Origin of the sequence: Burkholderia sp. 22PA0106, assembly GCF_047497155.1 — a bacterium.
In the GTDB taxonomy this organism is placed as follows: Bacteria; Pseudomonadota; Gammaproteobacteria; order Burkholderiales; family Burkholderiaceae; genus Burkholderia.
This window is the reverse complement of record NZ_CP163162.1, coordinates 860,441-887,399: the sequence shown is the minus strand read 5'-3', so window position 1 is coordinate 887,399 and position 26,959 is coordinate 860,441. Positions and strand designations below refer to the sequence as shown.

The 26,959-nt window shown below is 66.5% G+C and carries 24 protein-coding genes; 16 read left to right on the top strand and 8 right to left on the bottom strand.

Going from position 1 to position 26,959, the window contains the following annotated elements; translation table 11 throughout:
* Nucleotides 1-47 precede the first annotated feature (47 nt).
* Nucleotides 48-995, bottom strand: coding sequence for a cupin (locus AB4850_RS03870; RefSeq protein ID WP_414441288.1), 948 nt, complete (start codon nucleotides 993-995; stop codon nucleotides 48-50).
* A gap of 207 nt (nucleotides 996-1,202) precedes the next feature.
* Between AB4850_RS03870 and AB4850_RS03865 the strand changes: the two genes are divergently transcribed.
* A complete protein-coding gene (locus tag AB4850_RS03865) occupies nucleotides 1,203-2,159 on the top strand; it encodes a LysR substrate-binding domain-containing protein (RefSeq protein ID WP_414441287.1) in 957 nt (318 codons plus the stop codon).
* A 122-nt stretch (nucleotides 2,160-2,281) separates the two neighbouring features.
* Entirely contained in the window at nucleotides 2,282-3,265 is a 984-nt protein-coding gene (locus AB4850_RS03860; protein ID WP_414441286.1) for an aldo/keto reductase, read from the top strand.
* Between the two features lie 17 nt (nucleotides 3,266-3,282).
* Here AB4850_RS03860 and cysW read toward each other — a convergent pair whose 3' ends face one another.
* Genes cysW through AB4850_RS03845 form a run of 3 tightly spaced genes read right to left on the bottom strand, consistent with a single transcriptional unit; the run spans nucleotide 3,283 to nucleotide 6,080 of the window.
* The gene (gene cysW, locus AB4850_RS03855) at nucleotides 3,283-4,176 is read right to left on the bottom strand and encodes a sulfate ABC transporter permease subunit CysW (RefSeq protein ID WP_414441285.1); all 894 of its coding nucleotides are present in this window, start codon (nucleotides 4,174-4,176) and stop codon (nucleotides 3,283-3,285) included.
* Nucleotides 4,173-5,045, bottom strand: coding sequence for a sulfate ABC transporter permease subunit CysT (gene cysT / locus AB4850_RS03850; RefSeq protein ID WP_414441284.1), 873 nt, complete (start codon nucleotides 5,043-5,045; stop codon nucleotides 4,173-4,175). Before cysT ends, cysW begins: the two co-directional genes overlap by 4 nt.
* A 3-nt stretch (nucleotides 5,046-5,048) precedes the next feature.
* A complete protein-coding gene (locus AB4850_RS03845) occupies nucleotides 5,049-6,080 on the bottom strand; it encodes a sulfate ABC transporter substrate-binding protein (protein WP_414441283.1) in 1,032 nt (343 codons plus the stop codon).
* A 182-nt stretch (nucleotides 6,081-6,262) separates the two neighbouring features.
* Here AB4850_RS03845 and AB4850_RS03840 point away from each other — a divergent pair, with 182 nt between their 5' ends.
* A complete protein-coding gene (locus AB4850_RS03840) occupies nucleotides 6,263-6,850 on the top strand; it encodes a hypothetical protein (protein ID WP_414441282.1) in 588 nt (195 codons plus the stop codon).
* A gap of 20 nt (nucleotides 6,851-6,870) precedes the next feature.
* On the opposite strand, the gene AB4850_RS03835 is transcribed toward AB4850_RS03840, so the two are convergent.
* Nucleotides 6,871-7,773: a DMT family transporter gene (locus tag AB4850_RS03835; protein ID WP_414441281.1), complete on the bottom strand. Its 903-nt coding sequence runs from the start codon at nucleotides 7,771-7,773 to the stop codon at nucleotides 6,871-6,873.
* Between the two features lie 98 nt (nucleotides 7,774-7,871).
* Here AB4850_RS03835 and AB4850_RS03830 point away from each other — a divergent pair, with 98 nt between their 5' ends.
* Nucleotides 7,872-8,720, top strand: a complete 849-nt coding sequence (locus AB4850_RS03830; protein WP_414441280.1) for an AraC family transcriptional regulator — start codon at nucleotides 7,872-7,874, stop codon at nucleotides 8,718-8,720.
* Here AB4850_RS03830 and AB4850_RS03825 read toward each other — a convergent pair.
* Together AB4850_RS03825 and AB4850_RS03820 are read right to left on the bottom strand one after the other, a co-directional pair.
* The gene (locus AB4850_RS03825) at nucleotides 8,690-9,424 is read right to left on the bottom strand and encodes a type 1 glutamine amidotransferase (protein ID WP_414441279.1); all 735 of its coding nucleotides are present in this window, start codon (nucleotides 9,422-9,424) and stop codon (nucleotides 8,690-8,692) included. The two genes, AB4850_RS03830 and AB4850_RS03825, sit on opposite strands and share 31 nt — an antisense overlap.
* A gap of 125 nt (nucleotides 9,425-9,549) precedes the next feature.
* Nucleotides 9,550-10,200: a TetR/AcrR family transcriptional regulator gene (locus tag AB4850_RS03820; protein WP_414441278.1), complete on the bottom strand. Its 651-nt coding sequence runs from the start codon at nucleotides 10,198-10,200 to the stop codon at nucleotides 9,550-9,552.
* Nucleotides 10,201-10,363: 163 nt separating this feature from the next.
* Here AB4850_RS03820 and AB4850_RS03815 point away from each other — a divergent pair, with 163 nt between their 5' ends.
* Nucleotides 10,364-11,494, top strand: coding sequence for an FAD-dependent oxidoreductase (locus AB4850_RS03815; RefSeq protein ID WP_414441277.1), 1,131 nt, complete (start codon nucleotides 10,364-10,366; stop codon nucleotides 11,492-11,494).
* On the opposite strand, the gene AB4850_RS03810 is transcribed toward AB4850_RS03815, so the two are convergent.
* Nucleotides 11,488-12,375 (bottom strand): LysR family transcriptional regulator, encoded by an 888-nt coding sequence (locus tag AB4850_RS03810; RefSeq protein ID WP_414441276.1) that lies wholly within the window; start codon nucleotides 12,373-12,375, stop codon nucleotides 11,488-11,490. The two genes, AB4850_RS03815 and AB4850_RS03810, sit on opposite strands and share 7 nt — an antisense overlap.
* Nucleotides 12,376-12,474: 99 nt before the next feature.
* Between AB4850_RS03810 and AB4850_RS03805 the strand changes: the two genes are divergently transcribed.
* From AB4850_RS03805 to AB4850_RS03755, 11 genes are all read left to right on the top strand, one after another.
* Nucleotides 12,475-13,695 (top strand): alpha-hydroxy acid oxidase, encoded by a 1,221-nt coding sequence (locus tag AB4850_RS03805; protein ID WP_414441275.1) that lies wholly within the window; start codon nucleotides 12,475-12,477, stop codon nucleotides 13,693-13,695.
* Nucleotides 13,696-13,796: 101 nt separating this feature from the next.
* Nucleotides 13,797-15,992, top strand: coding sequence for a S46 family peptidase (locus AB4850_RS03800; RefSeq protein WP_414441274.1), 2,196 nt, complete (start codon nucleotides 13,797-13,799; stop codon nucleotides 15,990-15,992).
* 522 nt (nucleotides 15,993-16,514) lie between these two features.
* Nucleotides 16,515-17,858 (top strand): KamA family radical SAM protein, encoded by a 1,344-nt coding sequence (locus AB4850_RS03795; protein ID WP_414441273.1) that lies wholly within the window; start codon nucleotides 16,515-16,517, stop codon nucleotides 17,856-17,858.
* Complete coding sequence (locus tag AB4850_RS03790; protein WP_414441272.1) at nucleotides 17,836-18,900, top strand: Ldh family oxidoreductase; 1,065 nt, start codon at nucleotides 17,836-17,838, stop codon at nucleotides 18,898-18,900. Before AB4850_RS03795 ends, AB4850_RS03790 begins: the two co-directional genes overlap by 23 nt.
* Nucleotides 18,897-19,784, top strand: coding sequence for a branched-chain amino acid aminotransferase (locus AB4850_RS03785; protein WP_414441271.1), 888 nt, complete (start codon nucleotides 18,897-18,899; stop codon nucleotides 19,782-19,784). Before AB4850_RS03790 ends, AB4850_RS03785 begins: the two co-directional genes overlap by 4 nt.
* Before the next feature lie 17 nt (nucleotides 19,785-19,801).
* A complete protein-coding gene (locus AB4850_RS03780; protein WP_414441270.1) occupies nucleotides 19,802-20,548 on the top strand; it encodes a TauD/TfdA family dioxygenase in 747 nt (248 codons plus the stop codon).
* A gap of 48 nt (nucleotides 20,549-20,596) precedes the next feature.
* Complete coding sequence (locus AB4850_RS03775; protein WP_414441951.1) at nucleotides 20,597-22,087, top strand: GNAT family N-acetyltransferase; 1,491 nt, start codon at nucleotides 20,597-20,599, stop codon at nucleotides 22,085-22,087.
* Nucleotides 22,088-22,150: 63 nt separating this feature from the next.
* A complete protein-coding gene (locus AB4850_RS03770) occupies nucleotides 22,151-23,365 on the top strand; it encodes an ATP-grasp domain-containing protein (RefSeq protein ID WP_414441269.1) in 1,215 nt (404 codons plus the stop codon).
* Complete coding sequence (locus AB4850_RS03765; RefSeq protein ID WP_414441268.1) at nucleotides 23,362-24,615, top strand: GNAT family N-acetyltransferase; 1,254 nt, start codon at nucleotides 23,362-23,364, stop codon at nucleotides 24,613-24,615. Before AB4850_RS03770 ends, AB4850_RS03765 begins: the two co-directional genes overlap by 4 nt.
* On the top strand, nucleotides 24,612-25,940 hold the full coding sequence (locus AB4850_RS03760) for an MFS transporter (RefSeq protein WP_414441267.1): 1,329 nt from the start codon (nucleotides 24,612-24,614) through the stop codon (nucleotides 25,938-25,940). The genes AB4850_RS03765 and AB4850_RS03760 overlap by 4 nt, the downstream gene beginning before the upstream one ends.
* 69 nt (nucleotides 25,941-26,009) lie before the next feature.
* Nucleotides 26,010-26,945, top strand: a complete 936-nt coding sequence (locus AB4850_RS03755; protein ID WP_414441266.1) for a diiron oxygenase — start codon at nucleotides 26,010-26,012, stop codon at nucleotides 26,943-26,945.
* Nucleotides 26,946-26,959 lie beyond the last annotated feature (14 nt).

Here is a 26,959-nt window from a genome sequence, read left to right as displayed (position 1 = left end):
CGCGCGCCCGGCCGGGCAAGCACACCGCATGGCCGGGCCGTCGTGGGTCAGCGCGCGAAGCGAATGTCCAGCGCGCGCAGGTAGGTCTGCAGGCCTGCGTCCTGCAACGGGATGACGAAGGCCGGCGCATCCGATTCGTTGTAGTGCGCGTGCCAGTACCCGGGCGGCGTGACGAACGCCATGCCGGGCGTCCAATCCACGCGCACCGGGTCGACGATCTGGCCGTTGTCATCCACTTCGGTGCCCACCAGCGTATAGACGCCCGGCTCGCAGGCCGGGATGAAGTCGAGCGCGATCGACTGATGACGGTGCGGCTTCTGCACGGCCTTCGCCGGCACGATGCCGAACATCGCCCACATCGTGTGCGTCACGGTGCGCGTTTGCGGGAAATGCCGATTGCCGAGCAACACGCTGACGCGATTGCGCTGGGCCGCGCCCGGCAAGCCGGCCACCTTCTCCAGTTCGTCGCGAGCGGTGGCCGCCGGGTAGAGCGTGGGCGCGAAGCGCTGCTGCGAGACGGCCGCGCCCAGGTAGGCGAGCAGCGGGCCATCGTTCACGTAATACAGGCGCGCCGTCGAATCGGCGGCCAACGTCACCGCGCTGCCGCCCGGCATCGCAAAGAAATCCCCCGCGCCGAATGCAAACGCCGTGTGTTCCTGCGAGACCGTGCCCGATCCCTCCAGCACGTAGAACACCTGCGACGTCGCGTTCGGGTTCACCGCGATCGTCTCGCCGGCCACGATGCGCACGAAATGGCCCAGCAGGCTCGGGCCGGTCGCCGGCACCTCGCAAGCCAGCTCGGCCGAGAGATCGAGCGGCACGATCCGCGTCGGGCCGTCGTCGTACAGCGACGAGGGGAACGTGCGATACGGCACGCGCGAAATCAGCTTCGCGCCGATCGGGTTCGCGGACGACGTGTACTCGAAATACTGTGCATCCCGAACGATTGCATCGTCGTCCGCTGGCAGCGCCGGTAATCTCGTCTTGTCCAACATGATGTCCTCCTGAGCGATTCATCGAAGGGCTTCGCCCGGTGCGAAGCCACGACATCACTGTAGGCACGCCGCCGCGTGGCCGGAATGGCGCAAAGGGGACATCAGCTTTGCATGAAAGGGATAACCGGGCCTGCCGGTTTCGCCTACAATCGGCCAGGCGCCGGGCCTTCCCCGGCCTCCCGAACCCGCCCTGCTCCCGCTTCCCTCATGGATTATTTCGCCGGCATCCGGTCGTTTCTCCACGCCGCGGAATACGGCAGCTTCAGCCAGGCCGCCGCGCGCCTCGGCGTGAAGACGTCCACCGTGTCGCGTCACATCACCGAACTGGAACACGACCTCGGCATCGCGCTGTTCAACCGCTCCACGCGCGGCCTGGTGCTGACCGAAGGCGGGCGCGTGTTCCGCCAGCAGGCGAGCGGCGTGATCCGCAGCCTCGACGAAGCCCGCGAGGTCACGTCCTCGCTGAACCGCTCGCCACGCGGCGTGTTGCGCATCACGATGCCGGCCGCGTTCGGCCGCCGGCACATCGTGCCGCACCTGCCGGCGTTCATGGCCCGCTTCCCGAAGATCGACGTGGATATCGACATGCGCGACGAGATCGTCAACCTGGTCGATGCCGGCTTCGATCTGGCGATCCGCATCGGCGCGCTGCCCGATTCGGAACTGATGGCGCGGCAACTGACGTCCCACCGCCGTGTTGCCTGCGCGAGCCCGGCCTATCTCGCCGAGCACGGCGAGCCGTCCGGCCCGGCCGAACTCGCGCGCCACACGGTGCTGCGCTTCGCGCTGGCGGCCGACGACCGCTGGCTGTTCGTCGACACGCGGGCGGCTCGAACCGTGCCGGCCGTGCCCGTGACGCTCAAGGGCCGGCTGCGCGTCAACGATACCGATGCGCTGTTCGACCTCGCGATTCACGGCTGCGGCATCGCCTTGCTGCCGGCCTGGGCCTGCAAGCAGGCGCTCGACGACGGCCGGCTGGTCGCGCTGCTGCCGGGATGGGAAGCCCGCCTGAAAAACGCCGCGCCGGCTGTCTGGGCCGTTTATCCACGCAAGAAAACCGTCTCGTCGAAGGTGCGCGCGTTCATCGATTTCTATGCCGGCCTGCTCGCGAACGATCGCGGCAAGCCGGCCGGGCACGCCGAGCCCGAATCCCCGCATTCATGAGTTTTTCTCAAAGCCTCATGCCGCTTCAGGCGGATTGTTGAGCGCGGCTCCAGAAAATACACTGTCCTCCTGATCAATTCGATGACGGCGCCCGCCCCATCGCCCGCATTCAGGAGAACCACATGCAATCACGTCAACTCGGCAACAGCGGCCTGACCGTATCCGCGATCGGCCTCGGCTGCATGGGCTTGAGCTTCGGCTACGGGCCGGCCACCGAAAAAGCCGCGAGCATCGCGCTGATCCACGATGCCTTCGAGCGCGGCGTCACGTTTTTCGACACCGCCGAAGCCTACGGCCCGTTCGTCAACGAAACCCTGCTCGGCGAGGCGCTCGCGCCGTTTCGCGATCAGGTTGCGATTGCAACCAAGTTCGGGTTCAGGAACGGCGAAGTGGCCACCGGCCTGGACAGCCGCCCGGCAAACATCCGCGCCGTGGCCGAAGCCGCCTTGAAGCGTCTGAACACGGACCGCATCGATCTGTTCTATCAGCACCGCGTGGATCCGAACGTGCCCATCGAGGACGTGGCCGGCACCGTGAAGGACCTGATCGCCGAAGGCAAGGTCAAGCATTTCGGCTTGTCCGAAGCCGGCGCGCAAACCATTCGCCGCGCCCACGCCGTGCAGCCGGTGGCCGCGATCCAGAGCGAGTATTCGCTGTGGTGGCGCGAGCCCGAGCAGAAGCTGTTCGCGACGCTCGAGGAGCTGGGCATCGGCTTCGTGCCGTTCAGCCCGCTCGGCAAGGGCTTCCTGACCGGCGCGATCGATGCGGGCACCACCTTCGCCCAGAACGACTTCCGCAACGTCGTGCCGCGCTTCTCGGAAGAGAACCGCCGCGCCAACGCGCAACTGGTGGACGTGCTCGGCGCCATCGCGAACGAGCACGGCGCGACGCGCGCGCAAATCGCCCTGGCCTGGCTGCTCGCGCAAAAGCCGTGGATCGTGCCGATTCCGGGCACCACGAAAATGGCGCGGCTCGAAGAAAACCTCGGCGCCGCGCAGGTCGTGCTGACCCCGGACGACCTGGCCGCCATCGAAACCGCGCTGGCCGCCGTCAAGATCGCGGGCGACCGCTATCCCGCGCAGTTCCAGCAGACCGTCGACAAGTGATGCGTGCCTGAGCCGGCTCAGTGGCGGCGCAGCCGCCGCTCCAGCAGGCTCTTGAACGCCAGCGTCGCCATCGCGGCGAGCGCCAGCAGGCTGGCCGCCGCGAACGCGCCCGCGAACTGGTAGCCGTCGTACATCACCTGCACGTAAAGCGGCAACGTGTTGGTCACGCCGGGCACATGCCCCGACACCACCGACACCGCGCCGAACTCGCCCATCGCCCGCGCATTGGTGATCACCACGCCATACAGCAGGCCCCAGCGCACGCGCGGCAGCGTCACGCGCCAGAACATCTGGAACGCCGACGCGCCGAGCACCAGCGCGGCCTCCTCCTCGTCCGAGCCCTGCGCCTCCATCAGCGGAATCAGCTCGCGCGCGACGAACGAAAACGTCACGAACGTGGTGGCCAGCACGAGGCCCGGCAGCGCGAACACGATATCGACGTGATGATCCTGCAGCCAGCCCCAGAACGGCCCCTGCGCGCCGAACACCAGCATGAACAGCAGCCCGGCGATCACCGGCGACACCGAGAACGGCAGGTCGATCACGGTCTTCAGCAGGCTCTTGCCGACGAAGTCGAAGCGCGCCACCACCCACGCCACGGCGAAACCGAACACCGTGTTGAGCGGCACCGAGATCAACGCCACGAGGCAGGTCAGGCGGATCGCCGAGATCGCGTCGGGGTCGCGCACCGCATCGAGGAAGGCCCGCAGCCCGGCGCTGAACGCGGCGATGAAGATCGACGCGACCGGAAAAATCAGCAGCACCGAGAGAAACAGCACGCCGGTTGCGATGATCAGGCGCCGCAGCCACGGCGGCTCGGTGGTCAGCGCGGCGCTGCCCACGCGCGCCGAACGCGTGGCCGGCAAGCCCTGTGGGGAAGCCGGGGCCGGCTGCGATGGCAGGCTGCTCATGCGGTGCGCCTCCGGCCGCCCGAACGCGGCTCCAGCCTGCGTTGCAGCAGGTTGATGGCCATCAGGACGGCGAACGATACCGCCAGCATCGCGACCGCGATCGATGCCGCGCCGTCGAAGTCGAACTGCTCCAGCTTGGTGACCACCAGCAACGACGTGATTTCGGACACGAACGGCCGGTTGCCGGCGATGAAGATCACCGATCCGTATTCGCCCACGCCGCGCGCGAACGCCAGGCCGAAGCCCGTCAGCAACGCGGGCCGCAGCGCCGGCCAGATCACGCGCCGGAACGTCGCCACCCGCGACGCGCCGAGCATGCCGGCCGCCTCCTCTTCCTCGCGGCCCATCTCCTCGATCACGGGCTGCAACGTGCGCACCACGAACGGCAGGCCGACGAAGGCCAGCGCGATCACGATGCCGTTGGCGTTGAACGCCAGCTCCACGCCGTGCGCGGCGAACCAGCCGCCGATCGCGCCGTTCGGGCCGAACAGCATCGCCAGCGTGATGCCCGCCACGGAGGTGGGCAGTGCGAACGGCAGGTCGATCAATGCATCGAGCCAGCGCCGGCCCGGAAACCGGTAGCGCGTCAGCATCCACGCCACCACGAAGCCGAACAGCGCGTTGATCGCGGCCGCGACGAACGCGGTGCCGAACGTCAGCCGGTACGACGCGAGCAGGCGCGGCGTCCAGACCGCCGCCGCGAAGCCGCTCCAGCCGCCCGCGCCGGCACGCAGCAACAGCACCGAGAACGGCAGCAGCACGATCACGCCGAGCCAGCACAGCGCATAGCCGAGCCCGAGGCCGAAGCCCGGCAGCGGGCTGGGCCGCCGCCACGCGCGCGGCCAGGACGAGAGGGAACGGGCCGTCATGACCTACTTCGGCTGGAAGATCTGGTCGAACACGCCGCCGTCGCCGAAATGCTTGGCCTGCGCGTCGTGCCAGCCGCCGAACATCGGGTCGTCGATGTCCACCAGCTTGATCGCCGGGAAGCTCTTGGCGAAGCGGGCCGCCACCGCCGGGTCGGCCGGACGATAGTAGTTCTGGGCAATCAGCGCCTGCGCTTGCGGCGAGTACAGATGTTCGAGGTAGGCCTGCGCGACGGCGCGCGTGCCGCGGCGGTCCACCACCGAATCGACCACCGCCACGGGCGGCTCGCAGCGGATGCTGATCGACGGCACCACCACCTGGTACTTGCCGGGCGCCAGCTTGTTGACGGCCAGCAGCGCGTCGTCTTCCCAGGCCACCAGCACGTCGCCGATGCCGCGCTCGACGAACGAGTTGGTCGCGCCGCGCGCGCCCGAATCGAGCACCTTCACGTTCTGGTACAGCGCCTTCTCGAACGCCTTCGCGCTGGCCTCGTTGCCGCCCGGCTGCTGGATCGCGTAGGCCCAGGCCGCCAGGTAGTTCCAGCGCGCGCCGCTCGACGTCTTCGGGTTCGGCGTGACGACGCCCACGCCCGGCCGCGCCAGGTCGTTCCAGTCGTGAATGCCCTTCGGGTTGCCGGCCCGCACCAGGAACACGATAGTCGACGTGTAGGGCGTGCTGCGATTCGCGAGCTGCTTTTGCCAGTCGGGGCGCAGCAGCTTGTGGGCCGCCAGCGCGTCGATGTCGGAGGCGATGCCGAGCGTGACCACGTCGGCCTGCTGACCGTTCAGCACCTGACGCGCCTGCGCGCCCGAGCCGCCGTTGGTGGTGCGCACCGTCACGGCCGTGTGCGCCGTCTGCTGATACCAGGCGGAGAACAGCTTGTCGTAGGCGGCGTACAGCTCGCGCGTCGGGTCGTAGGACACGTTGAGCAGCGTGGTGTCGGCCGAGGCGTGCAGCGAGGCGAACAGCGTCGCGGCGACAGCCGCGCCGCGCGCGACGACGCGCAGCCGTGAACGGAGCGTAAGGAGCGTGGTCATGGAGTGGGCCGAAGCGGCATCGTTTTTGTCAGGGAGGCGAGCTTACGGCCCGGCCTGCACGCGCCAAAGCAGGATTCCCCGAATGCTTATCGCGATTTCGGCTATGCACGGGCTTAACGATTTCTTGAAGCGGGGGGCGATAGAGTCGGGCCGCGGACTTATCGTCCGGCGTGGCGGCAGCCTTGTCGCCGTTCTTCTCTCATGACGCCGGAAGCCTTGCCGGGCCTGGCAGACAAGCAGAAACCGGCCGGTCCGGACGCAACGCCCGGCGCACCGAATGCGCGGCCCGGCTCGCGTCATTGCAACGCGGCCGATGTTGCGCGCTTGCGACTGCGGAACATCGCATCGACATGGCAACCCGGCCCGCTTCGATGCGGCGGAATCGTTTTTATTCTTCCGGAAACGATTTCATCGATCGTTTCGCATCCCGTAATACGTTACTATTCGATGAAAATCAGCTTTCAAGCTTAAAGGCAGGTTGCCGTCGAATGCGTCACACCCGTGACAATCCCCCCGAAGTCATGCGCTGTCAGGCATGCGAAACATTGCATCGCGCCGGTCCCCACGGCACCCCTCACGCCGACCTGTTGCCGAAGGGGCCTCGCAAGCGGTTTCGCGCACTGTTCAAGGCGCCGATCAACGTCTCCTACTATCAATGCGCGGTGTGCGGCACTTGGTGGCTGCACGAGGACAACCCGCGTCATGCCGTCGATGCCGGCTGGATACTACTGGGCGAAGAGAAAAGCCTCCTCAAGCCGCGGCGTGGCTGACGCCGCTCATCAGCCGCCCATTACCCGCGCTGCCCCTGCGGCGCGCCTTGCGCCGGCACGCGCGCGAGCTTCGTCAATTCCGCCATGACCACGCCCGCGATGGCCAGCGCGCCGCCGATCGCAACGGCCCAGGTGATCGCCTCGCCGAGAAACACGGCGGCCAGCAAGGCCGTGACGATCGGCACCAGGTTGAAGAACAGCGACACGCGCGCCGCCCCCAGCCGCGACGTGCCCAGCATCCACAACAGCGGCGCCGCGATCGACGCGCCCAGGCCCGCGTACGCGATGTAGAACCCGTCCATGCCCGTCACGTCGTGCTTCGGCCCGGCCACGAACAGCGGCACGAACACCACGGTCGATACCACCGCCTGCAGATACACCGACTGCATGGCGGGTACGTTCAGCTTCCATTTGTGCAGCAAGGTGCCGTACAGCGCGAAGCCGCACACGCCCACCAGCATCAGCGCGTCGCCGCGATTGATGCCTTGCCGCAGCAGCACGCCGGGCGAGCCCTTCGTCACCACCAGCAGCACGCCGACGATCGATACGGCCAGCCCGCACAACGCCGCCGCATCGGTCTTGTGGCGCAGGAACGCCATCGCCAGCACCAGCCCGATCAACGGCACCAGCGCCTGGATGATGCCCATGTTGGTGGCGCTGGTGTAATGCGCGGCGATATAGGCGATCGCCTGATACACCACGCCGCCCAGCAGGCCGAGCACCACCACCTTGCCGAGCGCGGGGCGAATCGCGCGCCAGTTGCCGAGCACGCCGGGCAGCACGAACGGCGTCAGCGCGACGACGGCCAGCAGCCATCGATAGAAACTGATTTCGAATGGAGACAGCGACGCCGCGCAAAACTTCGTCACGACGGTGTTTCCGCCCCAGAGCACGGCGGCGAGCAACGGAAAAAGATAGTTCATCGAAGGTCATTTATCGGAGTGTCGGGTGCGCCGATTCTAGGGACTGTCGTACTATCGGCATATCCCTGTTTCCCGACATTCGATTGCGAAAAGCCGACATGCCGCCGAAAGTCGCCATCCCCACCTCCGTCGATCTCTCCCAAGGGCTGTATTTCCGCCACCTCGCGCTCGAACCCGACATCTGGGATGCGCATGCGCACGACTGGGGGCAATTCAACTACCTGACGCGCGGCGTGATGCGCCTGGAAATAGCAGGCCGGACGTTTCTCTCGCCGCCCCACTACGCCGTGTGGATTCCGCCGGACGTCGAGCATTTTTCGGTCAACGAGATGCCGGTGTCCTATCGATCCGTCTATCTGTCGAAGGACATCTCGTCGGCGCTGCCCGCGCAGGCCTGCGCGATGACGGTCAGCCCGGTGCTGCGCGCGATCCTCGACACGTTCTCGACCATCGACGTGCGCGTGCCGGAAACGGCCGCGCAACAGCGCATGGCGCAGGTCGCGCTCGACGAGATCCGTGCCTCGACGCATGTGGATGCGTATCTGCCGCCGCCGTCGTCCGACTTGATGCAGGCCGTGCTGCAACGGATAGATTCGGAGCCGGGCAAGCGGCTGACGACCCGGTGGCTCGCCGCGCACTTCAACGTGACGGAGCGCACGCTCGAACGGCGCTGCCTCGCCGATCTCGGCATCGGCCTGGGCGAATGGCAGCAGCGCATCCGCTTCATGCGCGCGCTCGCGCGGCTCGATGCGGGGCAGTCCGTCAAACGGATCGCGTCGGAGCTGGGCTACGCCTCGCCGTCCGTCTTCATCAACATGTTCCGCGGCATCGCCGGCGAGACGCCGCACCAATACCGGCTCGGCAATGCCGAAGGCGGGGTTGCGCGGTTCGCCACCGCGCGCGGGAATCGACCGGCTCAGGCCGCCGAACGCGACGACACGCGATAGTCCTCGGCCAATTTGTCGAGGAATCCGAACAGCGTGTCGTTCATCGCGTCGTAGTCGTTGGCGCGCAGTTGCGCCGGTTGCTGAACGAAGCGGTGCGCCGCCAGCGCGTCGAACGCGTCGCCCGTGGCGGCGATCAGCAGCTCCACCACGCTGCGCGTGAATTCCATGTGGCATTGGAAGCCGTAAGCGAGCCGGCCATACTCGATGATCTGGCGCGGGCAGCCCTCGCTGGCCGCCAGCACCGCCGCCGTCTCGGTCAGGCCGGGCATGTCGCTGTGCCAATGGCCCACCGCCAGCGTGTCGCCGAAGTGCGCGAACTTGGGGTTCGCGCGGCCTTCGGGCGTCAGCGTGATCGGATACTTGCCGATCTCCTTCTCGGGGCTGGCGATGCAGGCCGCGCCGAACGCCTCGCCCATCAACTGCGCACCGAGGCACACACCCACCACCGCCTTGCCCGCTTGCGTACAGGCGAGGATCAGCGCCTTCTCGGCCTCGGCGTCGAAATGCGGGCACTCGGCCTGGGTGGTGGACGGCGATTGCGGGCCGCCGAGCACGACCAGCAGATCGATGTTCCGAACGTCCTGCGGCAGCGGTTCGCCCAGATAGACGCGCGAATAACGCGCCGTATGACCGCGCGTGACGACCCAGGTTTCGTAAGCGCCGGGCGCTTCGAATGCTTCATGGACAACGAAATGAATTTTCATCAGAACCCCGGTGGATGGCGCCCGAATCGTCGGGTGACTCTTCGTGGATTATATGACACATCGTGTCATATCGATCAAATATCCACCGCGACGGCGCAGGTTTGTGCGCCGGACCGATGCGCGCTTCAGCGGCGCGCTTTCGCCTTCCCGGCGCCAGTGGCCGGCGCGGCGGCACCCAACCCGCCGAGGATCAGATCGATGCCGGCCATGAAATCGGCCCGGTCGTCGTGCCCGCTCAATCCTGGCGCCATGCTGCGCACGAACGGATAGGCATCCGAATCGAGTTGCGACCAGGCGGCCGCCATCTCGGACAACAGCGTGACGCGATCGAAGCCCTGTTCGCGCGCCATCTCGGCGTTCGCGGCATTCTGCCCGCTGATGCCGACGATATAGCTGAACAGCGCCGACGCCACCATCCACTGCGAACCGGGCGCAACGCCGAGCGCGCGCACCTGCTGGCCGATGCGCTCGAAAATGCGCACCGTCGGCAACTGCCCCGGCGCATCCGTGAGCGCCGAGCCGACCCACGGGTGCCGGTCGAACGTATCGAACAAGGCCAGCGCCAACTGGCGGATCACGTCGGCCGGCGTGGCCGCGCCGGCCGTGGCCTCGATCGTGCGCGCCACCACCGCGTCGCACGCGGCGGTCAGCAATTCGCTCTTGTTCTCCACATGCCAGTAGATCGCCCCCGGCCCCGTGGCCAGCCGCTCGGCCAGCACGCGGAACGTCAAACCGCGCTCGCCATGCGCGTCGAGCAGTTCGATCGATGCTTCCACGATGCGCTCGCGCGATAGCGAGGCCTCCCGGCGTGATCCGGCACTGTCTTTCTTTTTCATCATTGACTTGACGACCACTGGAACAATGTTCCACAGTATCATGGAACGACGTTCCAGAGAATTGCCGTGGTCGCGGCAAGCGTCGAATTGTCATGGAATCCGAATGAACCCATCGATTGCCATCATCGGGGCGGGCCTGGGCGGCCTGATCCTCGCTCGCGTGCTGCACCGGCACGGCATCGCCGCTACCGTCCACGAAGCCGATCCGTCGGCCGATACACGCACGCAAGGCGGCCAGCTCGACATTCACGAACCCGACGGGCAACGCGCGCTGGCCGCCGCCGGCCTGCTACCAGAGTTCTGGGCGATCGTGCACAAGGGCGCGGAGGCCATGCGCGTGCTCGATCCGCAGGGCAAGGTGCTGCTCGACCAACCCGACGATGGCCAGGGCCGGCGGCCGGAAGTGCTGCGCGGCGATCTGCGCCGCGTGCTGCTGGCATCGCTGCCGCGCGGCGCGGTGCGCTGGGGCAAGAAGCTCACGGGCATCTCGGCCCTCCAGGGCGGCGAACGCCAGCTCGCGTTCGCGGACGGCACGACGGCCCGCGCCGCGTTGCTGGTGGGCGCCGACGGCGCCTGGTCGAAGGTACGCGCCTGCCTGACCGACGTGAAACCGGCCTATGTGGGCGAGAGCATCGTCGAAACCTATCTGTACGATGTGGATCGACACCATGCCGCCACGGCTCGGGCGGTGGGCGCCGGCGCGATGATCGCGTCCGTTCCCGACAAGGGGCTGTTCACGCATCGCGAAGCGAACGGCGTGCTGCACACCTACGTACAACTGAGGAAAAGCACCGAATGGATGGCCGCCATCGATTTCACGGATAAAGCCGCTGCGATCGCAACGGTCGCGGCCGAATTCGAAGGCTGGTCGCCGGTGCTCACCGCGCTGATCACGGCAGCCGATTCGGAGCTGACGCCCCGCCTGCTGCACGCGCTGCCGGTGGGCCTGCGCTGGCCGCGCGTGCCCGGCGTGACCTTGCTCGGCGACGCCGCGCACCTGATGCCGCCATCGGGCGACGGGGCGAACCTGGCGATGCTCGACGGCGCCGAACTCGCGGCGGCGATCGTCCGGCATCCTGACGATCTCGACGCGGCGCTGGCCTCTTACGAAACGGCGATGTTCGTGCGCAGCGAGGCCGTGGCGGTGCAGGCACACGACACGCTCGATCGTTGCACCGGGGAGCACGCGCCGTCCGGTTTGATCGAGTTGCTGGATGGCAAACCGGATCAGTGAAAATCCACGCGCTGCCGCACCAGCGCCAGCATCGCCGGAATGAGCCCACGCACGTCGCCGCGCCGCCATTGGAACGCATATTGAAGCGGCGCCAGCGGCGGATCGCTTTCCAGCGGCACGAGTTCGTCGCCCCACGGGCTGGCCGCCCAGCTGACCGGCAGGAAGCCGATGCCCACGCCTTCGCGCAACATGCCGGCCACCGCGCTCCAGCTGTTGCACGGCAACCGGCGCGCGTGATTGATGCCGCGCGCCAATAACCAATCATCGAGAATGCGCGTGATGCCGGAGCCCGACGGCAGGATCACGAGCGCGTGCTGAGAAATCAATGAGGATGTCAGCTTGCGCTGCGCTCCGACCAGACGCTCGGCGGCCATCCATGCGAACTGCGCTTCGCCAACCGGTTGCGACAGCACGCTGCTGCGCGACGATCGCCCTGCGATCACAGCGAAATCCAGTTCCCCGATATCGACTTTCTCTTCCAGGATCGCGCCCACGTCCACATGAGGTTCGATCGCGAGCTTCGGATGATGTTGCTGCACCGTCGCGATAAAGCGCGGCAACCATGTCATCGCCGACAGCTCGCCGACACCGAACCGCATGCGCCCCGTCAGCCCCTCGTCGTGCGCGATCGTGTTCTGCAAGGCGGCGACCGATTCGAGCACGCGCAACACGCCCGGGATCAGCTTCTCGCCCTCGCCGGTCAACACGGCGCGATGGCCGCTGCGATCGAACAGGCTGACCCCGACCACCTGCTCCAGTTCGTTGATGCGCTTCGACAATGAGGACACCGACAGGTGCAACCGCTGCGCGGCGGTCGTGAAGTTCTCGCAGGTTGCGGCCCAATAGAACGCGTCCAGTTGCTTGAGAGTCGGGGTGGCCATTTCCTTCGCTTTTTTCGAACGAACGTGTTGGCGGATTATCGCTTTTTATCGGACCCCCGCCTACCTAGAATCATGGAGTCCTGTTGAACGTGCATTGCGATGAATACGGTTGCCTCGCCCATCGATCACGAAAGCCCTGCCCCCGCTCGCGCGGCCCGGCCTCCGCGCGTTCTGCGGCGCATTCAGAATCTTCACGACTTCGAAGCGGCCGCGCGCCGCGTGCTGCCGCGCCCGATCTTCGGCTATGTCAGCGGCGGCACGGAAGACAATCGTTCTTGCACCGACAATCGCATCGCGTTCGAGCAGCACGGCTTCGTGACACGCGTGCTGCGCAACGTTTCCGGCCGCCATCAGGGCGTCGAGCTGTTCGGCCGCCGCTACGCCTCGCCGTTCGGCATCGCGCCGATGGGCATTCACGCGCTGTCGGCCTATCGCGGCGACATCGTGCTGGCCAGGGCCGCGCAACGGGCCGGCATCCCGTCGGTCCTGAGCGGCTCGTCGCTGATCCCGCTCGAAGACGTGGCGGCCGCCGCGCCCGATACCTGGTTCCAGGCCTACCTGCCCGGCGATGCGAGCCGGATCACGCCGCTGCTTGAACGCGTGGCCCGCGCCGGCTATCGCACGCTGGTCGTCACGGTCGACATCCCCGTGCCGGCGAATCGCGAGAACCATGTCAAAACCGGATTTTCGACGCCATTGCGTCCGAGCCTGCGCTTGTTCCGTGACGGCATCGTGCGGCCGCGCTGGCTGGCCGGCACCTTCGCCCGCACGCTGCTGGCGCACGGCATGCCGCATTTCGAAAATTCGTTCGCCACGCGCGGCGCGCCCATTGTGTCCGCGCATGTGCTGCGCGATTTCTCGGCGCGCGATCACCTCGACTGGCGGTATCTCGAGCGAATCCGCAACGAGTGGCGTGGCGAACTCGTCATCAAGGGCATTCTGAGCGTGGCCGACGCGGTGGCCGCGCGCGCGGCCGGCGCCGACGGCATCATTTTGTCGAATCACGGCGGGCGGCAACTCGATGGCGCGGTGTCGCCGATGCGCATCCTGGCCGAAACGGTCGGCGCCGTGGGCCGCGACTACCCCGTGATGATCGACGGCGGGTTTCGCCGCGGCGCCGACGTGCTCAAGGCGCTGGCGCTCGGTGCCCGGCTCGTGTTCGTCGGGCGGCCGTTCAATTACGCCTCGGCGGTGGCCGGCGAAGCGGGCGTGGCACACGCGATTCGCCTGCTGCGTGACGAGGTCGACCGGGACATGGCGATGCTCGGCACGTGCACCTGCGACGACGTCACCGCCGACCTGCTCGTCCGCACCCATTGAACGCGCTCATCTCCGCGCTTTTCTCGTCCGCCGCCGCCCGGCAACCGCGCGTGCGGGCCGGCCGGGCCCCACGCCACCCAGCCGGTATCGATACGGGGATGATGATGCGTTTCAAACCGTCGTGCGCGCACGGCTCGCTGTTCGTCGCGCTGTCGATGCTGGCCGCCACCGTGTCGCGTGCCGATGAAGGCATGTGGCAAGCCGCTCAATTGCCGTCGCTCGCGCCGCAATTGAAGCAGCGCGGGCTCGCGCTCGATCCCCGGCAACTCGCCTCGCTGCAAGCGTGGCCGCTCGACGCCGTGGTCTGGCTCGGCGCCTGCACGGCCTCGTTCGTCTCGCCCGACGGCCTGATCGTCACCAATCATCACTGCGGCTACGGCGCGCTGCAATACAACTCCACGCCGCAACGCAACCTGATCGAGCGCGGCTTCCTGGCCCGCACGCAGGCCGACGAATTGGCGGCCGCGCCCACGCAGCATGTTTACGTCACCGAGCAGGTGACCGACGTGACCGACCGCATCGAAGCCGCGGTACCGCCCGGCAGCGACGGCTATCGGCGTTATGTCGCGATCCGCAACGAGAAGGATCGGCTCGAACGCGACTGCACCACGCCCGGCTATCAGTGCGTCGTGCAAACCTTCAGCGGCGGCTACGACTATCAGTTGGTACGCCAAAGGGAATTGCGCGACGTGCGGCTCGTGTACGCGCCGCCCCAATCGATCGGCAAGTTCGGCGGCGAAGTCGACAACTGGATGTGGCCGCGCCACACCGGCGATTTCAGCTTCCTGCGCGCCTACGTGGGCCGCGACGGCAGCAGCGCGACCTATGCCAAGGACAACGTGCCGTATCGCCCGAAGCACTGGCTGACGCTGAACCCGCAAGGCGTGAAGGCCGGCGATTTCGTGATGACCGCCGGCTATCCGAAGCGCACGGATCGCCACCGGCTGCCCGAAGAACTCGGCGACGCGATCGATTGGCAATACCCCGCGCTGATCCGCACGCTCGGCGACATGAACCGCATCGTCGACGACGCCGGGCAGCGCAGGCCGGCCGTCGCGGTGGCGTACGCGCACCAGGTCGCGCACTTCGACAATTCGATCAAGTTCTATCGGGGCGCGCGCGACGAGCTGATTCGCGGCGACGCGCTTGCGATACGTCGCGCGCAGGAAACCGACCTGCGCCGCTGGCTTGCGCAGCAACCGGCCGGCGGCCGGCTCGACGGCCCGGCACTGCAAGCCAAGGTCGATACGCTGACACGGCTCGTGCAGGCGCACCGCGCCTATCGCGAGCGGCATCTGATTCTCCATCTGCTGCAACAGACGCAGCTGTATCAGGCGTCGTATCGGATCGTGCGGCTGGCGGCGGAACGGCAAAAACCCGACACCGAACGCGAGGACGGCTTCCGGCAGCGCGACGAGGCGAACCTGCTCGATCAACAACGGAGCATCGACCGCCGCTACGATCCGGCCGTCGATCGGCAATTGCTGGCCTACGTGCTGCAACGCTATGTGACGCTGCCGGCCGATCAGCATCTGCCCGCGCTCGATCGCTGGCTCGACGGCGCGAGCGACGCCGCCGCGCTGGCGAGCAAGGTGGAGGCGTTGTACGCCGGCAGCACGCTGACCGACGAATCAAGCCGCATCGCGGCGATGTCGGCCACCCCCGATCAACTCGCGGCAAGCCACGACAGCTGGATCGTGCTGATGCGTGCGCTGATGCCGGACCTGATCGCCGTCGAACATGCGGAACAGGCCGCCGACAGCGACGACGCCACCGCGCGCGCCGGCTACATGAAGGCATTGACGGCGTACGGCGATGCACACGGGCTGCCGGTTTACCACGACGCCAACGCCTCGCTGCGCGTGAGCTTCGGCGTGGTGCGCGGCTACCGGCCACGCGACGCGGTCGACTACGCGCCATTCACCACCACCGACGGCATCGTGCAGAAAACCACCGGGATCGAGCCGTTCAATGCCCCGGCCGCCGAACTCGCCGCCATCCGTGCGCATGCGTTCGACGGCCTGGCCGGCCCCGACGCGAACCCACTCCCGGTGGATTTCCTCTCCGATGTCGACATCGCCGGAGGCAACTCGGGCTCGCCCACGCTCGACCGCGACGGCAAGCTGGTGGGGCTGGTATTCGACAGCGCGTGGGAAGGCGTCAGTTCGGGCTGGCTGCTGGACCCGGCCGCCACTCGCGCGATTCACGTCGACATCCGCTACATGCTGTGGGTGATGCATCACCTCGATCATGCCGATTCGCTGTTGCGGGAAATGAACGTCGTTTTACCGAATTGAACATTACCGCGCCGTTAGTTTCGATTAAATGTCACGAAATGAAACCACATTCAATTCTTGAGCATTCTCGGCAAAAACAAAGGTACCATGTTTGAATCCAATTCAATCTGAATTGGCAAGACGAAAGCAGCCCCATAACAAAACAAATAAAGAAAGATTCTGACGCGATTCATCGACCAGCACGCAATCCTGCATCAGCAGGGGCGTGCCTTGTTGTGCGCAAGACTTTTCTTTATGTTGTTTAGCTTCACTTACTAAATAGCCGGCATCAGATAACTCTAATTCGGACCAGTCGTTTTTTTCGCGAAATCGAGCGAAGGGAGAACTGTTGTCTTTTTAATTTGCGTCATTGCCGTGGCTCGCCAGCGGTTTATCGCAGAACCACGTTTTCGACTCATCCAGCTACCGGTGCGAACAACACATTAATGCTGATGGAGAAATAAATTGGAGCCTGAAAAGTTCAAGGCATATACCGCGAAGCTGTTTCGCGAGTCTTCCTATTGGAAGCGATTGCCGCACGAAATGCAGGATGCACTCCGCGTGGTTTCGCAAGTGCTGCCATTCCGCACCAACGAATATGTATTACGCGATCTGATCGATTGGGAAAAAATTCCCGACGACCCGATGTTCCGGATGATCTTTCCGCATCCCGACATGTTGTCCGGGGAAGAATACGCATCCTTGAGCGACCTGATCGACAGCGGCAACGGCGATGCGCTCAAGGCGCGCGTCGAGGCCGTGCGCCGCCGCATGAATCCGCATCCGGCCGGGCAGATGACGCACAACGTGCCGACGCTCGACGGCGTGCCGCTGCACGGCATCCAGCACAAATACAAGGAAACCGTGCTGTTCTTCCCGAGCGCCGGGCAAACCTGTCATGCCTATTGCACGTTCTGCTTTCGCTGGGCGCAGTTCGTCGGCATGGAGGAATTCAAATTCAATGCCCGGGAAACCGACGAACTGGTCACCTACCTGCGCCGTCACCCCGAGGTCACCGATGTGCTGTTGACGGGCGGCGATCCGCTGGTCATGAACACGCGCTCGCTCGCGAGCTATATCGAGCCGCTGCTGATCCCGGAGCTGGAACACATTCGCAACATTCGGATCGGCACCAAATCCGTGTCGTACTGGCCGCACCGCTTCGTCACCGACAAGGATGCGGACGACCTGCTGCGCCTGTTCGAAAAGGTGGTGGCGTCGGGCAAGAACCTCGCGATCATGGGCCATTACAACCACCCGGCCGAACTGCGCTCGCCCATCGCGCAGCAGGCGGTCAAGCGCATTACCGGCTCCGGGGCGACGCTGCGCATGCAGGCGCCGCTGATCCGCAACATCAACGAGAACCCCGACGACTGGGTCGAGCTGTGGACCACCGGCACGCGCCTCGGCGCGATTCCGTACTACATGTTCGTCGAGCGCGATACCGGGCCGAGCCACTACTTCGAGGTGCCGCTGGCGAAGGCCTACGAAATTTTCCAGTCGGCCTATCAACGCGTGTCGGGGCTGTCGCGCACGGTGCGCGGCCCGTCGATGAGCGCGTTCCCCGGCAAGGTGATGGTGGACGGCATCACCACCATCGCCGGCGAGAAAGTCTTCGCGCTGCAGTTCCTGCAGGCGCGAAACCCCGATTGGGTGCGCCGCCCGTTCTTCGCCAAGTTCGACGAGCACGCGACCTGGCTCGACGATCTCGTGCCGGCCTTCGGCGAGGCGAATTTCTTCTTCGAGAAAGAACTGCAAGCGGAGCACAAACCTGCGCGGCACCCGGCTCATGCGGTTCATCGCATCGTGCCCGCCGCGCAACGCGACACGCTCCATCCCCGGCCCCCTCACCGCGAGTCCACCCGTGAACTACCTGAAATCCGATAAGGCGCGCAGCATTTGCGTCCAGGCCGCGCTGCGCCGCGGCGTGTCTGCCGAGCATGCGCACTGGTTCGCGCATGCGTTGATCGAAACCTCGCTGACGGGCGTGGACACGCACGGCTTGCGGCTGCTGCCGCTCTACCTGCGCGAACTCGACGAAGGCCGCAGCAACGCCGCGCCCGAGTTCAAGGTGCTGCGCCGGCGCGGCGGCATCGCCACGCTCGACGCCGACCGCGCGCTCGGCACCGTGGCGGGCACGCACGCGGCGCGGCTCGCGGCCGATCTGGCGGCCGAGCACGGCATCGGCGCGGTGGCCGTGGGCAACTCCAATCACTTCGGCGCGGCGGCCGTCTATGGCCGCGAAATCGCGGCGCGCGGCATGGCGGCGCTCGTCACCACCAGCGCGGCGGCCCGCATGGCGCCGTTCAACGGCAAGCGGCCGATGTTCGGCACCAATCCGGTGTGCTTTGCGGCGCCGGCGGGCGAAGGCCGGAACTTCGTGCTGGATATGGCCACCAGCCAGATCTCCTATTCGCAAATCAAGCACTACCGAAAGAACGGCATCCGGCTGCCGCTCGGGTGGGTGCTCGACCAGCACGGCGACTACACCGAAAGCCCCGACGAAGTCGTGTCGCTCGCGCCGCTGGGCGGCTACAAGGGCCAGGGGCTCGCGATGATGGTGCAGATCCTGAGCTGCGTGCTGTCGGGCATGCCGCTCGATCACGAGCTCGAACATCTCGACACCGGCCGCTTCGACACGGGCCGCCAGATCGGCCATTTCATGATCGCCATCGATGTGGGCGCCTTCATCGAACCGGCCCGCTTCCAGAGCGAAGTCGCCCGCCTGATGGACGCCGTGCGCGCCACCCCGGCCCGCGACGGCCAGCAGGTGCTGGTGGCCGGCGATCCGCAGGAACGCATCCGCGCCACGCGCCTGAGCGACGGGATTCCCGCATCGGACGAAGAAACCGAGGTGCTGCTGCGCGAAGCAAAGCACCTGAACTTGCCCGAACTGAACGAACTGCTGCATTTGACGGAGGAAGCATGAGCACGACCCAAGCTTTGCCATTCGATCTTCGCGACGGCTGGATCTGGCTGAACGGCGAGTTCGTCGAATGGAAATCCGCGAACATCCACGTCCTCAATCATGGCCTGCACTACGCGAGCTGCGTCTACGAAGGCGAGCGCGTGTATGACGGGCGCGTGTTCAAGCTGCGCGCGCACACCGACCGTCTGTTCCGCTCGGCCGAGCTGATGGATTTCGCGATCCCCTACTCCCGCGAACAGATCGAGACCGTGACGGCCGAGCTGCTGCAACGCAACGGCATCGCGGACGGCTACGTACGGCCGGTGGCATGGCGCGGCAGCGAGATGATCTCGACCTCGGCCCGCAAGAACAGCATCAAGATGGCGATCGCCTGCTGGCAATGGCCGAGCTATTTCGACCCGGCCGCGCGCATGGCCGGCATCACGATGCAGACCGCGGCCTGGCGGCGGCCGCCGCCCGCGAGCAGTCCTTACGAAGCGAAGGCGTCGGGCCACTACATGATCGCCACGCTCTCCAAGCACCAGGCCGAGGAAAACGGCTTTCACGATGCGTTGATGCTCGACTGGCGGGGCCATGTGGCCGAGGCCACCAGCGCCAATGTGTTCTTCACGCAAGGCAACCGGATCCACACCCCGGTGGCCGATTGCTTCCTGAACGGCATCACGCGGCAAACCGTGATCGCGCTGGCCCGCGCGCTCGACTACGAGGTGATCGAGCGGACCATCCTGCCCGAGGAGCTCGGCGCGTTCGAGGAGTGCTTCATTACCGGCACGGCCGCCGAAGTCACGCCGGTGCGCCGGATCGATGCGCACGATTTCGTGCCCGGAAAAATCTGCCAGGCGCTGATCGAGGCCTACAGCGCGGCCGTGCGCAACCCATCCTGATACCGACGAGATCAGCCATGAACCATCGCGACACGTTTGACGCAACCGAGACGATGCTGCTCCAGCATCAGGACGCCTTGCGCGAGCACGGGTGGACCGTGCTCGAACCGGAATTGCTGCGCGACGACGTGCCCGGCACGCTGCGCCGCTTCGGGGTGTTCATCCCGCAGTTCAACGGCCTGGAAACCTACGAAGTCACGTACAAGCCCGGCTTCGACGCGCTGCCCTACTCGCAAAGCAAGAACGGCATCGGGCCGCATACCGAAGCGCCCGTCTACGATCCGCCGCCGAAATACCTGGCCCTGCACTGCCACCGGCAGGCGGCGTGCGGCGGCGGGCAAACCCTGCTGTCGGACGGGTTCGCCTTTTTCAAGTCGTTGACCCCCGAACTGCAACAGTGGGCGAGAACGCATCCGATCGCGTTCAGCGCGACCACCGAGCCGGGCAGCACGCAGCGCAGGCAGCACGACGCGCCGATGATGCGCGAAGAGAACGGCGAGCCGGTGTTCCGGTTCAGCTACAACCTGTTCCGCTTCGGCGACGTCAACCCTTCGGAGTCCGACATGGCGGCGGCAAGCGCCGCCGACGACGCCGGCCCGCTGGCGCGGATCGCCCTGCAAGGCGAGGCGTTCTTTCTCGACAACATGATTTCGGTGCTGATTCCCGAAGGCAGCGTGCTGATCTGGGATAACCGGCGGCTGATGCATGCACGCAGTCAGTACACCGACCCGGTGCGCCATCTGACGCGCTACTGGATCAACTGAGGCCGGCGTCGCTCCCTTCGCTCGGCATTACCGGAGATTCACATCGTGATGAAGCTGTGCGTTCGTCAAATTCGACTGGTCGACAAGCACCTCTGGCGCTGTGCACGCGAAGCCATTCCCGTTCAGGATGCGTTGATCGTCGAACTGAGCCAGGGCGGGCATACCGGATACGGTGAAGCGTCGGCCTTCATGACCGACAGCTACAACTCGTCGCTCGACGCCATGAGCGGCGCGTTGCGCGGCGTCGCGCCGCTGCTCGCGCAGCTCGATCCGCTGCATCCGGAGCAGGCATGGGAACAGCTTGCGCAGCCGCTTGCCGGTTCGCCGTTCGTGCTCGCCGCGCTCGATTGCGCGCTGCACGACCTGCGCGCGCGCCTGCTGGGGTTGCCGCTCTGGCGCGCGCTGAACGTTCAGGACCCCTCGGGAACCGGCTCGACCTACAGCATCGGCCTCGACACGCCGGCCGTGATGCTCGACAAGCTGCGCGAGCGGCCGGGCTGGTCCGCCTACAAGATCAAGCTGGCCAGCCCGCTCGACCTCGATACGCTCGCCGCGCTGCGCGCCGCCACGGATGCACCGTTCCTGGTGGACGGCAATTGCGGCTGGAACTTCGACGACACGATCGCCGCCTTGCCGAGCCTGCAACGCCACGGCGTGGTGGCCATCGAACAGCCGTTCGCGCGCGACGCCTGGTCGGCCGCCGAGGCGTTCAGGCAACGCTCGCCCATTCCGGTCTACGCGGACGAGAGCTTCGTCAACGGCGACGACCTGGATGCGTGCGCGCGCGCCTTTCACGGCGTCAACCTCAAGCTGATGAAGGCCGGCGGCCTCACGCCCGGGCTGCGCCTGTTGCAGCAGGCCAAGGCCAGGGGCTTGCGCACCATGCTCGGCTGCATGCCCGAATCGTCGGCGGGCGTGGCCGTCACGGCGCATCTGGGCGCACTGGTCGACTACCTCGATATCGACAGCATCGCGTTGCTGGCCGTCGACAGCGGCACGTCGGTCGCGCTGGACGAAGCGGGCCGGCTCGCGCTGCCGGCACGCACCGGCAGCGGCTTCGTGCCGGACGACGACAGCCCGGCTTACGTTGTCCGAACCATTTCGGGCGAGCAGGTGCTGCCGTTGCGGCATCGCGTCCTGCGGCCGCAACAGCCGATCGAGGCCTGCCGCTATCCGGAAGACGACGATCCTCACGTCCTGCATTTCGGTGCGTTCGACGGCGGCCAACTGGTCGGCATCGCCTCCATCTACCGCGAATTGCCCCCCGAGGAACGCGTGCCGCGCCCGTTGCCGCCCGGCCAGGCCTGGCGGCTGCGCGGCATGGCCAGCCACCCCGAGAAGCGCGGCACGGGAATCGGCGCGGCGTTGCTGCGGCAGATCCTTACCTTCGTGGCATGCAACGACGGCGCGTTCGTGTGGTGCAACGCCCGCACGAGCGCCGAAGGCTTCTATCTGCGCGAGGGATTCCGGCAATACGGGCCGCCGTACGAGATGCCCGATATCGGCCCGCATGTCTTTCTCGGCTGGACATGCCGCTGAACGCGGCGAGAACGGCTGCGCAACGGACACCTCGTCATTCATTTACATCGGTGCTCAATCCTCATGATCCTTCTGCTCCTCAGTCCCCGGACAGCGCATCTCGATTATTCGGCATGGCTACACGATTGCGCTGACGAACTCCTCGGCATCGCGCCTCGCGATGCCGAGGTCGCGGCCGGCTTCCACGAGATCGCCCGCGTCGAACACTACGCCGACGACGCCGAAGTCCTGGCCGCCGCGCGTTCGCTGATGCAGCGGCACACCATCCGCCGCATCGTGGCGCTCGCCGAAGTGGACATCGAACGCGCGGCCCTGCTGCGCGCCGAACTGAACCTGCCGGGCCAGAGCCCCGACAGCGCGCGCGCCTATCGCGACAAGGTGGTCATGAAGCGCCATCTGCTCGGCAGCCCGGTGCGCGTGCCGCAGTTCGCGCCGGTCGAGACCGTGGCCGACATCGTCGACTTCATGGCGCGCTGCCCCGGCACCGTGGTGCTGAAGCCGCGCAGCGCGTCGGGCTCGACCGGCGTCGTGCTGGTCGAGCGGCCGTCCGATCTCGAAGGCCTGGCGCTGCCGCTGGACACCGTCGCCTACGAAGCCGAAGCGTTTATTAGCGGCGACTTCTTTCACGTCGATCTGCTGAAGATCGACGGCGAGCGCGTCTTCGCGATTCCGTCCGCCTATACCGGCGAAGGCTGCCTCGCGCACTGGACCGATTCCGGCAGCGGCAGCTACACGCTGGCGCGCGACGACTGGCGCCACGCGGCGCTCGTGGAGGCAAGCTGGGCCGTGGTGGACGCGTTGCCGGCCACCTCGGATCTGATCGCGCACGCCGAATTCTTCATCACGCCCGAGCGCGACATCGTGTTCTGCGAAATCGCGAGCCGGGTGGCGGGCACGCCGATCCCGACGATGCTGCAACGCTGCCTCGGGCTCGATCCGCGCGAGCTGTGGTGCCGCATCGCATGCGGCTTGCCGGTCGATCTGGCCGGCATCCGGGCCGAGCTCGACGCATCGCCGCTGGTCGCGAACTTCGGATTGCCGCCGCGCAACGGCGTGGTGCGCGGCTTGCCGGCCGACACGCTGCCGGGCATCGAGAGCCTGCAGATCCTCGTGACGCTGGGCGACGACTGGTCGGGCCAGCGCTACGAAACGCGCAAATCGGGCGACTTCGTGGCCACCTGGCTGGTGACCGGGCAGGACGAGCCGGCGCTGCTGGCGCGCCTTTCGGATTCCTGCGCATTGATGGAATCCGCCGTGACCTGGGCGGAATCGTCATGAGCGTGCCCATCGCCGCCCGCATCCTGACCGCGCAGCAGCGGCCGACCGACGCCACCTTTGCGGCCCTGCGCCGCCCGGCCATCGTCTGGGACGACCATCGGTGGTGGCGCTACGTGGAGCACACCGAGGAATATCAGGTGCGCTACCTCGGCATCGAACGCCATGGCGAACTGGCCGCGCTCGCGCCGCTGCTGCTGGCGAGCGCGGAAACCGGCCTGCCGTTCTACGACCTGCCCAAGATGACCGGCAACGACAACGCGTTCGGCGTGCCGGACTGGCTGTCGGACGCCGAGCGGGCCGCGTATCTGTCGCTGCGCCAGGCGTTGCCCGCGCTGCGCGCCGATCAATACCCCTCGCTGGCGCTGGCCACGTTCGGCGCGCATCCGGGCATCGTGTTCGCCGACGGGCTGCCGCCGTCCGCCCGTGCGCAGATCCTGGCCGCGCTGCCCGGCTTGCTTCGCCAGGCCGCCACGGAGCTCGGCTGCCGCAGTTGCGGCGCGCTCTATCTGTCGACGCAGGAACTGTCGGACGTCGGCAGCGCTGCCCGCGAACAGGGTTTCCAGCCGGCGGTAATCGGCGCGGAAACCATCCTCGATCTGCCCGAGGTCCCGTCGTTCGATGCCTACCTGAACACCTTGAACCGCAATCGCCGCCGCAACATCCAGCGCGAGCTGGCCGAGTTCGAGGCCGGCGCGTGGCAGGTGCGCGTGCACACCGGCGCCGACGCGATCACGCCGGAGCTGATCGCGCTTCAGGCGGCGCTGCGCATCAAGCACGGCCTGCCCGGCGACGCCGAGCGGATCGGCCGCGACCTGCACCTGATCGCCGCAACGTTCGGCGACGATTGCGTCGTGATCAGCGCGCACCAGGGCGAGCACATCGACGGCTTCGCGCTGTACCTGCGTTCGCACGATCGCCTGTATGCCCGCACCGGCGGCTTTCATTTCGACGAGAACGGCCGCAGCTGCTATTTCCCCGTCGCCTATTACGAGGCGATGCGCTGGGCGATGACGCAAGGAATCCGAAGCATCTACTACGGCCTGTCCGCCTACGAGGCCAAGCACCACCGCGGCTGCCGAATGGAGCCGCGGTGGGGCCTGTTCCGCTTTCACGGCAGCCACGCCGATGCGCTTCACACTGCCGTCGGCCTGCAAGGTGCGAGCGAGCAACGTGCCTTGAGCAAGCTCGGCGCGACATTTGCCGACGCGCCCGTCGAGATCCCCACCCTGTGCCAGGAGGAAACGTCATGATGCGTCGCGTTCACGGCATGCTGGCGATGGTGCTGCCCGCCACCCGCAACGGCAGGATCATCGCGGCCGGCGCCACGGTGGATTCCATCGGCAGCGGCATGTTCATGGCGGCCGCCACGCTGTTCTTCGTCACCAACGTCGGGATTCCCGCCTTGTTCATCGGCACCACGCTGGCAGCCGCCAACGTGTGCGGCCTGTTGAGCCCGGTGCCGATCGGCAAGCTCGCCGACCGGTTCGGCGCGGCGCGCGTGATGATCGTCCTGCTGGTGATCCGGGCAGCCGGTTACGCGGGCTACGCGTTCGTGGCCAGCCCGATTCCGTACCTGCTGCTGACCTGCCTGCTGACCGCATGCGATCGCGCGGCGCCGCCGCTGATGCAGGTGGTGGTCGGGCAGGTGGAAGGCCAGCACGACTACACGCGGACGATGGCGTCGATCCGGGCGATCCGCAACGTCGGCGTCACGGCCGGCTTCCTGCTGGCGAGCGTGGTGCAGGCCATGCATTCGCATGCCGCCTTCACCGCGCTGTTCCTGGTCAACAGCCTGTCGTTCCTGATCTTCGCCCGCTGCATCGCGGGCGTCGCGCGCACGGCCGGCCTGGCGGCACCCGCGCAGCGTCAGGAGGTGCCGGAGCCGGTTACGCCGCAAGCCGCAGCTCTGGCTCCGGCTCCGGCCGCCGCCGAATCGCCGTTCCGCAACCTCCGCTTCATGCTCGTGACGTTGAGCGAATCGTTGATGGCGCTTCACGACTCGATCCTGCTGGTGCTGATCCCGCTCTGGATCGTGCAGAAAGCGCACGCGCCGGCTTCCGTGTCGTCGCTCGTGCTGGCCGTGAACACCGTGCTCACCGTGTTGATGCAGGTGCATCTGTCCAGCTATGCCAAGGGCGTGCGCGCCTCGCTGCGGCTCTGGATCATCGCCAGCGGCCTGCTGGTCTCGGCCTGCCTGATCTTCGCGTTCGCCGAGGGCCACGCGCTGCCGGTGGTGATTGTGGGCGTGACGATTGCGTTGCTGCTGCTGACGGTGGGCGAAAACCTGCATTCGGTCGCCGGCTGGCAACTGTCGTACGAGATGGCGCCGGAGCGAAGCCGCGGGCGCTATCTGGCCATGTTCAGCCTCGGCGATACGATCCAGCGCATCGTCGGGCCGATCCTGATGACCGGCGTGGTGTTGACGGCCGGCACCTGGGGCTGGGCGCTCCTGATCGGCCTGTTCCTGCTGGCCGGCCTGATCACGCGCCTGGCCGTGCCGGTCGACCGGCTCGACCCGCGCCCCTCACCCGCCGCGTCGGCCGGCACCGTCAATCTCGAGAAGTCGACGTCGTGACGCACCCTGGCCCGGCTGCTTCGGCCGCCAACTTCGTTATCCGAATCATCGCTCTATTGGACACAGAAAATGGAAACCATCGATTACGCTTTCAATCTCGACTTCGTCAAGCGGCTCGGCACGGCGTGGCCCCGGCGCGCCACCGTTCGCTCGGATTTCTTCGAGCAACTGGCGAATGCCCCGCTCGATTCGACCGCCCCCGATTACCCCGCCTACATGGTGCCGTTCTGGGATCACCCGACGTTTGCCGCGGTATCCGACAAGACCCGCGAAGCCGTGCTGGCCTGGGCGTGGATCGTCTATAACCGCCGCACCATCGCGGCGGAAGAGCGCGTGGCCAACCCGGCGTTCGCGCTGCTGGTGGCCGGCCGCTTTCCGTGCGGCTCCGAGCCGGAAGTGCAGCAGCAGATCCAGCATTCGCTGATCGACGAGCATTTCCATTCGCTGATGCACATGATGGCGATCGAACGAACCAAAAAGATGCGCGGGATCGACTACGAGATCGCATTCCCCGATTCGGTGACCTACCGCGCGCTGCAACGCCTGCAGGCGCAGACGCAGGACCCTTGGGAACGCGACCTGCAAGTGCTGGTGTTCGCGATCGTGTCGGAAATCAGCATCAACGCCTATCTGGAACTGATGGCGCGCGATTCGACCATCCAGCCGTTCCACAGCCTGATCACCACGCTGCACAATCGCGACGAATATGCGCACGCCGCGCTGCTGGCCGAAATCTCCAAGCCGCTTTACGGGGAACTGAACGAGGCGCAGCGTGCGTTGTTCCGCAGCTACCTGCCGGTTGCGCTCGATGCGTTCTGGGCGCAGGACTATTCGGCATGGGAGTGCATCCTGCGACATCTGCAGGTGCCGCGTTACGCGGAGATGCTCGAAGATTGCAAACGCGACGCCAGCAAGTCGAAGCTGTCGCGCGATTATTCGGGGCTGGAGAAACTGGTCACGGAACTGGGCATCAAGGAAGAACTGAATTTCCAGTTCGCCGCCTGAGCACTCACCCGCCA

What these genes read in the sequence shown, in the direction of transcription:
- AB4850_RS03845 (WP_414441283.1), bottom strand. Translation starts at nt 6,080, where the DNA reads ATGACCACGCTCCTTACGCTCCGTTCACGGCTGCGCGTCGTCGCGCGC.
- AB4850_RS03810 (WP_414441276.1), bottom strand. Translation starts at nt 12,375, where the DNA reads ATGGCCACCCCGACTCTCAAGCAACTGGACGCGTTCTATTGGGCCGCA.
- AB4850_RS03770 (WP_414441269.1), top strand. Translation starts at nt 22,151, where the DNA reads ATGATCCTTCTGCTCCTCAGTCCCCGGACAGCGCATCTCGATTATTCG.
- AB4850_RS03805 (WP_414441275.1), top strand. Translation starts at nt 12,475, where the DNA reads ATGAATACGGTTGCCTCGCCCATCGATCACGAAAGCCCTGCCCCCGCT.
- AB4850_RS03830 (WP_414441280.1), top strand. Translation starts at nt 7,872, where the DNA reads ATGCCGCCGAAAGTCGCCATCCCCACCTCCGTCGATCTCTCCCAAGGG.
- AB4850_RS03760 (WP_414441267.1), top strand. Translation starts at nt 24,612, where the DNA reads ATGATGCGTCGCGTTCACGGCATGCTGGCGATGGTGCTGCCCGCCACC.
- AB4850_RS03815 (WP_414441277.1), top strand. Translation starts at nt 10,364, where the DNA reads ATGAACCCATCGATTGCCATCATCGGGGCGGGCCTGGGCGGCCTGATC.
- cysT (WP_414441284.1), bottom strand. Translation starts at nt 5,045, where the DNA reads ATGACGGCCCGTTCCCTCTCGTCCTGGCCGCGCGCGTGGCGGCGGCCC.
- AB4850_RS03765 (WP_414441268.1), top strand. Translation starts at nt 23,362, where the DNA reads ATGAGCGTGCCCATCGCCGCCCGCATCCTGACCGCGCAGCAGCGGCCG.
- AB4850_RS03775 (WP_414441951.1), top strand. Translation starts at nt 20,597, where the DNA reads ATGAAGCTGTGCGTTCGTCAAATTCGACTGGTCGACAAGCACCTCTGG.
- AB4850_RS03870 (WP_414441288.1), bottom strand. Translation starts at nt 995, where the DNA reads ATGTTGGACAAGACGAGATTACCGGCGCTGCCAGCGGACGACGATGCA.
- AB4850_RS03800 (WP_414441274.1), top strand. Translation starts at nt 13,797, where the DNA reads ATGATGCGTTTCAAACCGTCGTGCGCGCACGGCTCGCTGTTCGTCGCG.
- AB4850_RS03825 (WP_414441279.1), bottom strand. Translation starts at nt 9,424, where the DNA reads ATGAAAATTCATTTCGTTGTCCATGAAGCATTCGAAGCGCCCGGCGCT.
- AB4850_RS03780 (WP_414441270.1), top strand. Translation starts at nt 19,802, where the DNA reads ATGAACCATCGCGACACGTTTGACGCAACCGAGACGATGCTGCTCCAG.
- AB4850_RS03785 (WP_414441271.1), top strand. Translation starts at nt 18,897, where the DNA reads ATGAGCACGACCCAAGCTTTGCCATTCGATCTTCGCGACGGCTGGATC.
- AB4850_RS03865 (WP_414441287.1), top strand. Translation starts at nt 1,203, where the DNA reads ATGGATTATTTCGCCGGCATCCGGTCGTTTCTCCACGCCGCGGAATAC.
- AB4850_RS03795 (WP_414441273.1), top strand. Translation starts at nt 16,515, where the DNA reads ATGCAGGATGCACTCCGCGTGGTTTCGCAAGTGCTGCCATTCCGCACC.
- AB4850_RS03860 (WP_414441286.1), top strand. Translation starts at nt 2,282, where the DNA reads ATGCAATCACGTCAACTCGGCAACAGCGGCCTGACCGTATCCGCGATC.
- AB4850_RS03835 (WP_414441281.1), bottom strand. Translation starts at nt 7,773, where the DNA reads ATGAACTATCTTTTTCCGTTGCTCGCCGCCGTGCTCTGGGGCGGAAAC.
- AB4850_RS03755 (WP_414441266.1), top strand. Translation starts at nt 26,010, where the DNA reads ATGGAAACCATCGATTACGCTTTCAATCTCGACTTCGTCAAGCGGCTC.
- cysW (WP_414441285.1), bottom strand. Translation starts at nt 4,176, where the DNA reads ATGAGCAGCCTGCCATCGCAGCCGGCCCCGGCTTCCCCACAGGGCTTG.